The sequence below is a fragment of the Parafrigoribacterium mesophilum genome (genome assembly GCF_039652555.1).
GTDB lineage: Bacteria > Actinomycetota > Actinomycetes > Actinomycetales > Microbacteriaceae > Parafrigoribacterium > Parafrigoribacterium mesophilum.
Window position 1 is genome coordinate 126,075 of the sequence record NZ_JBDJAF010000003.1, and the last position, 12,256, is coordinate 138,330.

General features: G+C 68.6%; 14 protein-coding genes. 2 read left to right on the plus strand and 12 right to left on the minus strand.

Features of this window, described 5'->3' with window-relative positions; genetic code table 11:
* Positions 1-5: 5 nt before the first annotated feature.
* The 5 genes from ABFX56_RS12270 to ABFX56_RS12290 are packed head-to-tail and all read right to left on the minus strand — an operon-like array spanning position 6 to position 4,142.
* Entirely contained in the window at positions 6-698 is a 693-nt protein-coding gene (locus ABFX56_RS12270; protein WP_346233625.1) for a RibD family protein, read from the minus strand.
* A complete protein-coding gene (locus ABFX56_RS12275) occupies positions 691-1,686 on the minus strand; it encodes a lysylphosphatidylglycerol synthase transmembrane domain-containing protein (protein ID WP_346233626.1) in 996 nt (331 codons plus the stop codon). The genes ABFX56_RS12270 and ABFX56_RS12275 overlap by 8 nt, the downstream gene beginning before the upstream one ends.
* A 1-nt stretch (position 1,687) precedes the next feature.
* Entirely contained in the window at positions 1,688-2,755 is a 1,068-nt protein-coding gene (locus ABFX56_RS12280; RefSeq protein ID WP_346233627.1) for a glycosyltransferase family 4 protein, read from the minus strand.
* Positions 2,756-2,760: 5 nt separating this feature from the next.
* Positions 2,761-3,159: a 6-pyruvoyl trahydropterin synthase family protein gene (locus ABFX56_RS12285; protein ID WP_346233628.1), complete on the minus strand. Its 399-nt coding sequence runs from the start codon at positions 3,157-3,159 to the stop codon at positions 2,761-2,763.
* Between the two features lie 2 nt (positions 3,160-3,161).
* Complete coding sequence (locus ABFX56_RS12290; protein WP_346233629.1) at positions 3,162-4,142, minus strand: zinc-dependent alcohol dehydrogenase; 981 nt, start codon at positions 4,140-4,142, stop codon at positions 3,162-3,164.
* 87 nt (positions 4,143-4,229) lie between these two features.
* Between ABFX56_RS12290 and ABFX56_RS12295 the strand changes: the two genes are divergently transcribed.
* Entirely contained in the window at positions 4,230-6,539 is a 2,310-nt protein-coding gene (locus ABFX56_RS12295; protein WP_346233630.1) for a CDP-alcohol phosphatidyltransferase family protein, read from the plus strand.
* Here ABFX56_RS12295 and ABFX56_RS12300 read toward each other — a convergent pair.
* The 7 genes from ABFX56_RS12300 to ABFX56_RS12330 form a co-directional block, all read right to left on the minus strand.
* Positions 6,536-6,904 carry a hypothetical protein gene (locus ABFX56_RS12300; RefSeq protein ID WP_346233631.1) on the minus strand — a complete coding sequence of 123 codons (369 nt, stop codon included), beginning with the start codon at positions 6,902-6,904 and terminating at the stop codon, positions 6,536-6,538. The genes ABFX56_RS12295 and ABFX56_RS12300 overlap by 4 nt on opposite strands.
* A gap of 212 nt (positions 6,905-7,116) precedes the next feature.
* Positions 7,117-7,479: a GntR family transcriptional regulator gene (locus tag ABFX56_RS12305; RefSeq protein WP_346233632.1), complete on the minus strand. Its 363-nt coding sequence runs from the start codon at positions 7,477-7,479 to the stop codon at positions 7,117-7,119.
* A gap of 66 nt (positions 7,480-7,545) precedes the next feature.
* Entirely contained in the window at positions 7,546-7,797 is a 252-nt protein-coding gene (locus tag ABFX56_RS12310) for a DUF6510 family protein (RefSeq protein WP_346233633.1), read from the minus strand.
* Positions 7,797-8,531 carry a ferredoxin reductase gene (locus ABFX56_RS12315; protein WP_346233634.1) on the minus strand — a complete coding sequence of 245 codons (735 nt, stop codon included), beginning with the start codon at positions 8,529-8,531 and terminating at the stop codon, positions 7,797-7,799. The genes ABFX56_RS12310 and ABFX56_RS12315 overlap by 1 nt, the downstream gene beginning before the upstream one ends.
* Positions 8,507-9,100, minus strand: coding sequence for a sulfite oxidase-like oxidoreductase (locus ABFX56_RS12320; protein ID WP_346233635.1), 594 nt, complete (start codon positions 9,098-9,100; stop codon positions 8,507-8,509). Before ABFX56_RS12320 ends, ABFX56_RS12315 begins: the two co-directional genes overlap by 25 nt.
* Before the next feature lie 26 nt (positions 9,101-9,126).
* Positions 9,127-10,464, minus strand: coding sequence for a CoA transferase (locus ABFX56_RS12325; protein WP_346233636.1), 1,338 nt, complete (start codon positions 10,462-10,464; stop codon positions 9,127-9,129).
* Positions 10,465-10,477: 13 nt separating this feature from the next.
* Entirely contained in the window at positions 10,478-10,621 is a 144-nt protein-coding gene (locus ABFX56_RS12330) for a hypothetical protein (protein ID WP_346233637.1), read from the minus strand.
* A 66-nt stretch (positions 10,622-10,687) separates the two neighbouring features.
* Here ABFX56_RS12330 and ABFX56_RS12335 point away from each other — a divergent pair, with 66 nt between their 5' ends.
* A complete protein-coding gene (locus ABFX56_RS12335) occupies positions 10,688-12,253 on the plus strand; it encodes an FAD-binding oxidoreductase (RefSeq protein WP_346233638.1) in 1,566 nt (521 codons plus the stop codon).
* The last annotated feature ends 3 nt before the right edge of the window (positions 12,254-12,256 follow it).

Sequence of the window (12,256 nt, forward strand, 5' to 3'; positions counted from 1 at the left end):
CCGGCCTACCCGTCCTGGAACCGTGGTGACATCGCATACCGCAACAGCACCACGTCGCCGATCGGTCGGGCCTCCACCAGGTGCGCCTGCCGGTCGGGATTCCACGGGAACCCGCCATCGGCCACGAGCCGGGGCGCCCGGGAGTCGCCGACGAAGAACGGTGCCACCACGAGTTGCAACTCGTCGACGAGTCCACTGCTGAGGAACTGGGTATGGATCTTTTCGCCGCCCTCCACCATCAGCCGGCGGATGCCTCGAGAGTAGAGATCCTCGCTCAAGGCGTGCATGGCCACCGGGTGGCCGCCGTCGATCACCGTGGCGATGGAACCGAACCGTCCACGGGCGTCGTCGACGTGAGCGCTTGCGCAGTAGACCAGCTTCTCGGCGTCCCCCGCCGTGAAGAACTTCGCCGCCGGATCCAGTTCTGCACAGTCGGTCACCGTCACCTTGACCGGGGACGGCGACAGACCTTTGGCCACTCGCTCGGCCTTTCTCGCGTCGGTGCGCACCAGCAGGTGCGGGTCGTCGCCGCGAATGGTGGCGGCACCGATCAGGATCGCGTCGCAGGATGCCCGCACGGCATCGACGCGATCGAAGTCATCAGCGTTCGAAAGCAGCAACCTGTGCTCGGATGCATCGTCGATGTATCCGTCGATCGACATACTGCAACTGAGGAGGGTGTACGGACGTTCAGACACGCGCTTCGCTCCCTTCGTCGGCGACGGTCGGCTGCGCGTCGCGCACCCAGCCCGTCGGACGGACACCGCCACGACGGCGACGAAGCCAACATAGGACCAGAACGGCAACTCCGGGTAGGCATGCCACAAACGCGAGCACTCCGTAAACCACGGCGACCGTGACGCCTTGGCCGGCGCCCAGTCCGGCGGCGCCGAACGCCCACGCGGCGACTCCCTCTCGCGGACCCCAGCCGGCGATGTTCGTCGGCACCGACATCGCCAGCAGTATCAGCACCGCCAGCGGCAGCATCCGTATCGGCGGCACCGTGATTCCGGCGGACTGCGCGGCGATGAGGAAGATCGCGGTGTGCCCGGCCGTGACCGCGCATGATGCCAGAACCACGCCGGGCCAGGCGGCCCTGGCGAGCAAACCATGGCGAAGCTCGTTTGCCGAGGCGCGGATGCCGCGGGCCCAGACCGACGTTCCGCGGGCCGAGAATGCGTGGAAGGCGATCGCCGCGCCCACCACGATCCCCACGGCGACCGCCGCAATGGTCGGCGCGGCCGACTGCAGCGGCGACGGAACCAACGCCAGCACCGTCACCACGAGCCCGGTTTGCACGATCTGTCCGCCGACCCTTTCGTAGGCGACCGCGCGCAAGCCGAGTCCGAGGTTTCCCGCCTCCAGGCCATGACCGACGCCGCGATCCACGTCACCGATCACCCCACCGGGAAGCACGGAGTTCAGAAACTGCGACCGATAGTATGCAGCGATCGCCACCCCCAGCGGCAGGTCAGTACCGAGTCCGCGCGACACCAGCCGCCAGCGCCACGCGCAGCAGACTGTTGTGAGTCCGGTGATGACGGCCGCGGCCAGCAGCGCCGGGCCGTTCACCCTGGTGATGCCGTCGACGAACGGTCCGACGCCCAACCGCCACGCCACCGCTCCGATCACCACGGCACCGCCCAGCAGCATCAGCCATCGCCAGAGCGTGCGGTTGAGTGCCATGTCACGCCGCCGCCGTGGTGAGGACTTCGGAAAGCCGCCCGGCGGTGACCGCCCAGCTGGGCAACGTGTCCCGGCGCTGCATGGCCGCCTGCCGCAACCGAAGCCTCAGCTGCCGATCGGACAGCCAGCGGCGCAGCGCCGCGGCGAGGGCGTGCGGGTCGTCGGGCGGCACCAGGATGCCGGGCCGAACCTGGTCGGCACCGTGGCCGAGTGCCTCGGGCACTCCGCCGACGGCGGTGGCAACCACCGGGATTCCCCGCGCCAGCGCCTCGGTCACCACCATGCCGTACGTCTCGGCGCGGGAACCCACCACGACGAGGTCGGCGGCCGCGTAGGTCGCATCCAGCTCCGCGCCGGTGCGCACGCCCACGAATCGGATCCGATCGGCTATCCCGCCCGCCTCGGCCTCGGCCTGGAGCCGTGCGACAAATCTCGTATCGATGTCGACGCGGCCGACGCAGACGCACGCCCACGAAAGGGTGCTCACCTCGGTGAGTGCGGCGACCAGCACGTCGTGGCCCTTGGCCGGCGTGACGGCGGCCACGCAGAGCAACTCGCGGCCTTCGGCGGTGCGCGGTGTCGGTTCGGCGGCATCCGTCCCCGGTTCGACAGTGTGGATCCGCCCGGGCTCCAGCGCGTAGTGTTCGGTGAGCCACTGCTGCGTCCAGGTGCTGGTGGCGACAACGGCCGTGGCGGCGGAAAGAGCGGCGGCTTCCGTGGTACGGATGCCAGCGCCATCGTCGCTTTTCTGGGCCAGCGGCATGTGAACGAGCACCACCAGACGCAACCGCCTGGCGAACTCCGGCAGGTCGGCGGCTGCCGAGGCGATCAGCCCGTCGATCAGCACCAGCGCGCCGTCGGCGAGCCGGGTCAGCTCTGCGGTGAGAGCACGACGTGACACGGCGTCGGGCTTCGGCCAATCGCCGGGTGCGGCGTACTCGTGAACCCGCCATCCGATCGCGGCCAGTTCGTCGCAGATCCGGCGGTCGTATACGTTGCCTCCGCTGGGGCGCGCCGGATCGTCGATGCTGTCGGGCACGATCACGTGCACGGCGCCTGGTACAGACACGACGTTCACAACGACCGCTCGTAGCTCGCCCACGCGACGTGCGACTCGTGCAGTGTCACCACAATGCCGGTCAGTTCATGCGCGCTCGCACCGAGCGCGCCAGCCTGCACGCGCTCGACCAGCCGGTCGGCGATCACCTGGGCCAGGGCTTCGGTCGTGGTGTTGATGCCGGCGAAGGACGGGTCGTCGTCCAGGTTGCGGTAGCTCAACGCGCCAACAATGCTGTGCAGTTCTTCGGTGGCCCGACCGATATCCACGACGATGTTGTCGGCGTCGAGGGCGTTTCGCTTGAAGGTTGCGTCGACGACGAACGTCGCGCCGTGCAGCTGTTGCGCGGGACCGAACACCGCGCCGCGGAAGCTGTGGGCGATCATCATGTGGTCGCGCACGGTGACGCTGAACATGGCTACCTGCCTTCGTAGGAGATGGTGTGGCAGAGGGCGCCCAGGCGTCCGTCGGCCAGCCGCGCCATGACATCCGGCAGGTCCTCGAACGGGGACTCGCCGGTGATCAGTGCGTCGTAGGCGGGGTCGCGCAGCAGAGTCAACGCGAATTCCAGCCGCTGCCTGGTGGTGCGCCGCCGGCGTCGGGCGGGAGCCACGGCGCCGACCTGGCTGGAGTGGATGTTCAGCCGGGACGAGTGGAACGCGCCGCCGAGGGACAGTCGAACCTCGGTGTCGCCATACCAGCTGAGGTCGACCACGGTCCCCTCCGGTCCGAGCAGGTCAAGGGACAGCTGCAGGCCGGCGGAGGTTCCGCTGGTATGGAAAACGAGGTCGCAGCCGGTGGGGGCTGCGGCGGGCAGCGCGAAGCGGGCGCCGAGGGAGCGGACGATCTCGGCCCGGCTGCCGTCGACATCCACCGCGGTGACCCGCACGCCGACGATCTGGCTGAGCAGCCGCGCGACGCACAGTCCCACCATTCCGGCTCCGATGACGGCGATCCGATCCCCGACGAGCGGCGCGGCATCCCATAACGCGTTGACCGCGGTCTCCACGGTGCCGGCGAGCGTCGCCCGTGCCGACGGCACGCCGTCGGGGACGACGAACACGGCATCCGCCGGAACCACATAGGCACTTTGATGCGGGTACAGGCAGAAGACCCGCTTGCCGAGCAGCATGCTCGGCCCCTGTTCAACGACGCCGACATTGAGATAGCCGTATTTGACCGGGGCGGGGAAGTCGCCGTCCTGGAACGGCGCCCGCATCACGCTGTACTGGCTGGGCAGAACGCCGCCGCGGAAGACCAGTGCCTCGCTGGCCCGGCTCACCGCCGAATACAGGGTGCGCACGAGCACGTCGTCGGGACCGGGCGTCCGCAGCGTTTCCGCCCGGATCTCGCCCATCCCGGGTTCGCGCAGCCAGAATGCCAGGGCCTCAGTGCCCACGGAATCTTCCCCTTCTCAGCCTCCGAGGTGAACTGGGAGGGCCGCTTTATCGTAATACTGTTGTCCCCTCAAGAACACGGAGGCGCCGTGCGGTCGGTTCAAACGGGTCCGATAGTCGGGCTGGTTTCCCAGTTTGCGCTGCTCGCTGGGCTCGCCGCGACGGTGGGGCTCGGCGGCCCGGGCTGGGGCGTCGGCGTCGTCTACACGGTCGCTGGGAACGCACTGCTGGCTCGTGCGATCGCGCGGCGCGCCGATGGCGGGTTCCGGCCCGCGGACTGGGTGACCCTGGTGAGAGCCGCTCTGGTCGGCGCCATCACCGCGCTGATCGCGGACTCGGTCAGCCGGGCGGTTCCGGTGACCGTGCTGGTGTCGCTGGCCGCCGTGGCGCTGATTCTGGATGCGGTGGATGGTCGGGTGGCTCGGCGCACCCAGACCGTATCGACCCTCGGTGCGCGCTTCGACATGGAGGTCGACGCGTTCCTCATCCTCGTGCTGAGCGTGTACGTCGCCCCCACGGTCGGCGCGTGGGTGCTCGCCATCGGCCTGGCCCGGTATGCGTTTGTCGTCGCCGGCTGGTTTCTACCCTGGCTGCGTGCATCCGCGCCGCCCCGGCGCTGGTCCAAGGTGGTGGCGGCGATCCAGGGCATCTCGCTGACCGTCGCCGCCACCGGGGTCCTCCCCCGGTTCGGGATCAGCATCATCCTTCTGGTCGCGCTGGGCCTGCTCGGCGAATCGTTCGGCCGCGAGGTGTGGTGGCTGTGGAGCAACCGCCGCCGCGACCGCAGCGGCACCGTGTCGCGGGCCGCCGCCGTCACCGCGCTGGCGGGTCTGATCGTGTGGCTGGCGCTGGCGGTGCCGACCAAGCCCAGCCAGATCACCCCCGTTGCCTTTCTCTCCATTCCCCTGGCCGCGCTCATCATCGTGGCCGTGGTTCTCATCGCGCCATCCGCGCTCCGAATGGCGACGGCCGTGGTCTTCGGTGTGGTTGTAGGCCTGCTGACCATCGTGAAGGCCCTGGACATCGGCTTCGCCGCCGTCTTCGACCGCCCGTTCGACCTGCTCAACGACTGGTACTACTTCGGGCCGGGCGTCGACGTGCTCAGCGACTCCATCGGACGGGTCGGATCGATCGCCGTCGCCGTGGCCGCCCTCGCGGTCGCCATCGCCGCGGTGATCGTGATGCCATGGGCGATGGTCCGCGTCACTCGCGCGATCACCAAAAACCGGCGCGTATCGCTTCGGGCGCTGGCTGCGCTCGGCGTCATCTGGGCCCTCGTCGCGATCACCGGAGTGCAGCCGGTTCCCGGGGTGCGCGCGGCGTCCACCAGCGCCGTCGGGCTCGTCTACGGTCAACTGCACACCCTGGGCAACGATCTGGCCGATCGCAGTGCGTTCACCGACCAGATCGCCAACGACCCGCTGCACGATGCCGCCGACGGCGACTTATTGGGCGGCCTGCGCGGCAAGGACGTCATCCTCGCGTTCGTGGAAAGCTACGGCCGGAGCGCGGTGCAGGGCTCGTCGTTCTCGCCGGGCATCGACGCCGTGCTGACGGCCGGCACCAGGCGGCTGCAGGCGGCGGGATTCTCCTCCCGCAGCGCCTTCCTCACCTCCCCCACCTTCGGCGCGGCCAGTTGGCTCGCCCATTCCACAATGCAATCCGGGCTCTGGGTCAACAGCCAGCAGCGTTACAACCAACTACTCACCCACGAGCGGTTGACCCTGACCGGTGCCTTCTCGCGTGCCGGCTGGCGAACGGTGTTCGACGTCCCGGCCAACACCATCGACTGGCCAGAGGGGGCAAAGTTCTACGGCTTCGACACCCTCTACGACTCCAGGAACGTGGGCTACCAAGGTCCGAAGTTCAGCTACGCGCCGATGCCCGACCAGTACGTGCTGTCCGCCTTCCACCGGCAGGAGCTTGTCAAGGCCGACCGCAGCCCGGTGATGGCGGAGATCGACCTCGTCTCCAGCCACCATCCCTGGACGCCGCTCCCGCACCCGGTGGCGTGGAACGACGTGGGCGACGGGACGATCTTCAACGGCATGCCGGACAAGGGAGCCTCGCCCGAGGAGGCTTTCCAAGACCCAGAAAAGGTGCGCACCCTTTACGGGCAATCCATCCAGTACACGCTGAACACGTTGTTCTCGTTCATCACGACGTTCCCCGACCCCAATCTCGTGGTGATCATGGTCGGCGATCACCAAGCGCATTCATATGTCAGCGGCCAACACCCGGGCCACGACGTGCCGGTCTCGATCATCGCCCACGACCCGTCGGTTCTCAGCCAGATCTCGACCTGGAACTGGCAGGACGGCGTGCTGCCGAGCCCGGCGGCGCCGGTCTGGCCGATGAGTCAGTTCCGTGACCGGTTCCTCACCGCGTACAGCGGTTAGGTCCGCGAGGGAAGCGGCCGGCTCGCCCGGAGGCCGACGAGGCCACCGACGATGGCGACGACCTCCGCCGCCGCCGCTACGAAGACTTCCCAGATCGTCCAGTGCTCGTGCACGCCGAACAGTCCCATCGGGGTGGTGGAGATGAGGAATGCGCCGAGGGTGGCGGCACCGAACAATGCGGCGCCCAGCAGCGGCAGCCAGTGGTGCCAGATCAGCACCAGCACGCCGATGACTATGCCACCGACGAAATTGAGGAGCATCGCGGGACCCATGATCGCGTTATCGCGAAACACGAGAAACCATTGTTCGAGATGGATGACGGCCGCGACGAACACTGCGACCGCAACTACGATGCGAATCCACATGGAGTTTTCCTTCCGGCTTTTCAGACCCGATTGCACCGAATTTGGCCTAACTGCACGAATCGGGTCGAGTCTACGTTTGAGCTGATGTTTCGTCCTCAACTAACCACGTCGTCCGAGTCACAATCGTTCGATGTTGGCGTGCCGACAAACTGATGCTGAGTGAGGGGGTAGGAATATGCCGTCGGGACCGGTTGACACCAGGCCCGAGCAGATCAGTGCTCGGCCAAGGCGGAGACCACCAGGGTGATCGCTTCGTCGGTGCTGAGCTTGAGATTTCGGATCTGCTCGGCGAAGGCTGCTGCCGCCTTTTGCGCCTGTCGGTGCGCCGGGTCGCCGTGGGTTGACACGAAGGTGCCGTGGCGGCCGCGCGTCTCGATGATGCCTGCCCGCTCCAGCTCCCGATACGTGCGTGCCACGGTGTTGGCCGCCACACCGAGGTCCCCGGCCAGCTGCCGCACCGTGGGCAGGCGAGTCTCCGGAGCCAATTCGCCGCGGGTCACCTGGTCCAGGATCTGGACGCGCAGTTGTTCAAACGGCGGAACGCTGGACCGAGGATCGACGACGAGCATAGCCATGGCCTTTCCTTTGTCTCGGTTATGTAGCAATGTAGCGCCTTGATCCGGAGTGCGCGAACCGCCGCGCTAGGCGTCCAACCACGCCATCCCACGCATCTGTACGCGGGTGTGTTCCGGCATCCGCACGATGACCATCAGGGCATCGCCGCACTCGGTGCAGCGCACCACCAAGCCCTGCTCACCGCCGTAGACCATCGACCGGGCAAGCACCGCCACGTCTCCGCAGGAAGCGCAGCGCACTCGTGCCGTTGTCACCTCGAACCGGAACAGTTCGGTGAGCTCACCGGCAATCGCATTGCCATCAACGTGGCCGATCATCAGCTTCCTCCGAACCGTTCGGTCTTGATGGAACTCGGGTCGTGACCGAACGCGACGAGCCCCGACGCGACCGCTTCGACGAACCCGGTCGGGCCGCAGACGAAGGTCGCCGGCGAGTCCGACAGGGGAAACGAAAACGCGGCGAGGTCAGCCCTGGTCATCCGGCCAGCCGGTCGCGGCCAGCCCTGCGGGGGCTTTCTGGTGTACAACCAGGTGACCTCCAGCCCCGGATCGGGCTGGTCGAGTTCGCCGCGGAAGAAGGCATCCTGGTCGCTGCGCACCGAGTAGAGCAGCCGGAACGGCGCGGCGCTTTCCGAGGCCCGGTGCGCGCGGATCATTGCCACCAGCGGCACGATCCCCGACCCGCCGCCGATCAGCTGCACCGGTCCGCTCTGCTGCGGGCGCCAGACGAACCAGCCGCCCAGCGGTCCACGCACCTCGAGTTGGTCGCCCGACCGCAGATCGTCCACGAGATAAGGCGACACCTCGCCGCCGTCGAACCGGTCCACCGCCAGTTCCAGACGGTCCCCTGCCACGGCGGAGGCGACCGAATACGCCCGCACCGCCTGATAGCCGTCCGGTGCGGTGACCCGGACGTCGAGATGTTGGCCGGCCGCATTGCCGCCCCATCCGGGCACGTCAAGCACGATGCTGCGCCCGGTCGGCGTTTGCGTTCTAGTCTCGGCCACGACGGCGACCTTCCAGCCGATCACCAGTACCGTTGTTCCCGCCACGGGTCGCCGTAGAGGTGGTAGCCGTTCTGCTCCCAGAATCCCGGCTCGTCGTCCGCCTGCATCACCATGCCGCTGACCCATTTAGCGCTCTTCCAGAAATACAGATGTGGCACCAGCAGCCGGGCCGGGCCGCCGTGCTCCGGTTCTAGGTTGTCCCCCTCGAAGTCGAACGCGATCCACGCCTTGCCGTTGAGGAGGTCATCCAACGGCAGATTGGTCGTGTATCCGCCGTAGGAGTGCACCATGACGTAGTCGCGATCCGTGTCCACCGCCGCGAACAGGGTGTCGAGGGATACCCCGCGCCAGTCGGTGCCCAGTTTCGACCAGCGCGTCACGCAGTGGATGTCGGTGTGGATGTCGTCCGCCGGCAGGGCACGGAGCTGTTGCCAGTCCCAGCGCTGCACGGCGCCGGTCTCGGTGGTGATGCTGAATTCCCAGTCGGCTGTGTCGATTCGCGGGGTGGGACCGGCGGACAGCACCGGAAAGTCTTCGGTGAGGTACTGGCCCGGCGGAAGGTCGGCGACGTGTTCCCGGCGGCGGCCGGTGAATCCGCGCGAAATGATGCCCATGACGGTGCCCTTTCGTTGCGGGCACACTACCCATGCCACTGTGCTTTGTCTGACCCCCATTCCCGTGCGGGCCACCGGTAGTCGTCGTATTCCTGCAATGGCGGCCGGGCCGTCCGGTACGCGCCGTGCACCACCGTCGTATTCTCGCTCGGCTGACGAAGCGGTACCGTCGGCAGATCCCGCGCCGCCTGCAGCAACCAGCGGGCGGTGCCGGCCAGGCTGACGCTCACATCCCGGGCACGCCCGTCCGAGTCCGTCTCGGTCAGCGCGTCCACCGCCGCGGCCGCGAGCAGGTACCCACTGGCATGATCCAGTGCCTGCGCCGGGAGGGCGCCCGGACGCTCACGGCCGCCCTGGATGATCGCGATGCCGGATGCCGCCTGCACGATGCTGTCGAAGCCTCGCCGGTGCGCCCACGGCCCGCCGGTCCCCCAGGCACTGACGAGGGCGTGGACCAGGCCAGCCGGATGCTCAAGGCCGTACCGTTCGAGCGCCCCCGGCCGATAACCGGTGACGAGAATGTCCGCGGTGCTCAGCAGGTCGTTGGCGAGCGAGCGGCCCGCGGCGGTGCTCAGGTCAAGCAGCGCGCTGCGCTTTCCCTGGCCGGTCTCCATGTGTTGCACCACAAGCTCCGGCAACTGCGGCGGGTCCAGTCGCAAGACGTCGGCCCCGAGCAGGCCGAGCACGCGAGTGGCCACCGGCCCGGCGATCACCCGCGTGAAATCCAACACCCGGATGCCGGCCAACGGCAACTCCGGGTCTAGGACGCGGTTCCGCGGCGTCGCCGCCGCGGTGGCGGCGAAGTGCCGGGCCACCAGCGGCTGGCGTGCCAACGCCCGGCCCGGAGCACCGCCCGACCACTCCGTCTCGTCCCGCACTCGCACCGCGATGGCATCCGCGGTCGCCGACCGGTTCTCCACGTCGCGAGCGGACAGGCCGGCGATCCGTTCGGCCACGACGGCACGGTCGCTGTCTTCGGCCAGACCGAGCGCCTTCAGCAGCCTGAGCCGGTGGTGCGGATAGTTGGCGTGGGTGCGCACCCATCCGTCGGCGGCCTGGAAGAACCCCGACAGTTCGGCGAACCCGGTGACCGGCTGACCGTCGACGCGCATCATCCGGTCCCCCGCGAACGAGGCCGCGACGCGTTCCATCGACATCCGCCAGGTGCGGCCGGTGCCACCGGACCGGGTCAGAAAGCGGTTGACTGACGCGGCGAGCGCCGCCACGGAGCCCTGCGCGAGCGCCGCCACCGGCAAGGATGCGGCCAGGTAGCCGTTCGGCTCGTCCAGCTCGATCCACCCGGGCGACGAACGAGTTCCCATCGCCCGGTCATAGGCGGCGACCAACTGCCATGGCGTGGACATACCACGAACGTAACTACTGGCAGTCCTCGCAGTCCACCCCGTCGTGCGGATCCACCGGAACCTCGTAGCCATCGGTGTGCGCGTCGCTGCTCGGCTGCGCCGTCAAACCGGGCGCGCCGTGTGCATCCGTTTCGTTCGCCTTGTGCGCTGCGTCCATTCCAGAACTCCTGGTTCCAGAATACGGATGCTTCCGGTTTCCGGCACCGGCTTTGTACCATGAACAATGCCCGAACTTTCGCGCCGCCAACTACTGGGGCTGGGCGGGGCGACTCTGCTGCTTGGTGGATGCACGGCACAGCCCACATCGCCATCGGCAGGACCACCGCCGTCGGCCACGCCGCGGGCATCCGCCTCCTCGTCTCCCACTGGACGTGTGGACTGGTCGGCGCTTTCGAGTCGATTGCAGGGCACGCTGCTGGTTCCGGGCGACGGCGGATTCGACCAAGCGCGCCGGCTGGAAAACCCGCGCTACGACGGCGCGATGCCGCTCGCCATCCTCGCCGCGGCCTCCGGGGCCGACATCGCGGCCGGACTCCGGTTCGCCGCCGATCGCAAGGTTCCATTGGCCGTGCGCTCCGGCGGCCACAACTATCCCGGTTGGTCCGGCGGCGGTGCGCAGGGGAGCGGCGTGCCGCCGTCTCTTGTCATCGACGTGCGCGGGCTGACCGCGGTCACCATGGCCAGCGACGGTGCGGTGCAGGTGGGTGCCGGCGCCTCGTTGGCGCAGCTCTACTCCGTCGTCGGAGGCGCCGGCCGCGCGCTGGCCGCCGGCTCCTGCGCCACGGTCGGCGTCGCAGGCCTCACGCTCGGCGGCGGGGTTGGCGTGCTGGTGCGCGCCTACGGCCTCACCTGTGACGCGCTCACCGAGCTGCAGATCGTGACGGCGGACGGCCGGATGCGCACGGTCAGCACTGCCGTCGACGCCGACTTGTTCTGGGCCTGTCGCGGCGGCGGCGGCGGGCACCTCGGCGTGGTCACCTCACTCACCTTTGCCACGCATCCGGCCCCGCCGGTGACCACCTGGAACCTGCGCTGGCCGTTCCAGGACGCGGCGGCGGTGATCGCCGCCTGGCAGGACTGGGCGCCGCATGCCGATCCGAGAATATGGTCGACCCTCAAGCTCCTGAACGGCACGAAGTACACGGCCGGCCCCGGCCTCTTCCTCTCCGGCACCTGGATCGGCGAGCCCGACGCGCTGAGCACCGTGCTGGCTCCGCTACTGCGGGCCGCCGGCCGGCCGCCGTCACAGCAGACTTCGACCGCCCGCAGTTATCTGGACGCGATGATGGGCTACGCCGGATGCCGGGGCATCCCGGTGCAGCGGTGCACGACAGCCCCAGGCGGGGCGCTCACCCGCGAGTCTGCGGCGGCCACCTCGCACATCGCGTATGCACCGTTGGATGACGCCGGCATCGCCACCCTGCTGGCGAAGGTGGAGTCGGCGACGGCGGTGCCCGGCCTCACCGAAGGCGGTGTGTCCCTGGATGCGCTCGGCGGCGCGGTGGCCGACCTGCCCGATGCCGCCACGGCGTTCGGACACCGCCGCGCGCTGATGACCGTGCAGTACACCGCGGCATTCCCTGGCGGCACGGGCACAGGTCCGATGGATTCCTACGTTCGCGGATTCCGCAGCGCCATGGTGCCGTCCTGGGGCTATGGCGCCTACGTGAACTACGCGGATGCGAGCATCACCGACTGGGGGGACGCCTACTTCGCCGGCAACGCGGCACGGCTGGCCGGCATCCGGCGGCAGTACGACCCGCACCGGTTGTTCGGCCAACCGCAGTAGCGC

Coding starts and splice junctions, on each gene's coding strand:
- ABFX56_RS12275 (WP_346233626.1), bottom strand. CDS start 1,686: ATGGCACTCAACCGCACGCTCTGGCGATGGCTGATGCTGCTGGGCGGT.
- ABFX56_RS12285 (WP_346233628.1), bottom strand. CDS start 3,159: ATGTTCAGCGTCACCGTGCGCGACCACATGATGATCGCCCACAGCTTC.
- ABFX56_RS12300 (WP_346233631.1), bottom strand. CDS start 6,904: ATGTGGATTCGCATCGTAGTTGCGGTCGCAGTGTTCGTCGCGGCCGTC.
- ABFX56_RS12305 (WP_346233632.1), bottom strand. CDS start 7,479: ATGGCTATGCTCGTCGTCGATCCTCGGTCCAGCGTTCCGCCGTTTGAA.
- ABFX56_RS12310 (WP_346233633.1), bottom strand. CDS start 7,797: ATGATCGGCCACGTTGATGGCAATGCGATTGCCGGTGAGCTCACCGAA.
- ABFX56_RS12320 (WP_346233635.1), bottom strand. CDS start 9,100: ATGGGCATCATTTCGCGCGGATTCACCGGCCGCCGCCGGGAACACGTC.
- ABFX56_RS12325 (WP_346233636.1), bottom strand. CDS start 10,464: ATGTCCACGCCATGGCAGTTGGTCGCCGCCTATGACCGGGCGATGGGA.
- ABFX56_RS12330 (WP_346233637.1), bottom strand. CDS start 10,621: ATGGACGCAGCGCACAAGGCGAACGAAACGGATGCACACGGCGCGCCC.
- ABFX56_RS12335 (WP_346233638.1), top strand. CDS start 10,688: ATGCCCGAACTTTCGCGCCGCCAACTACTGGGGCTGGGCGGGGCGACT.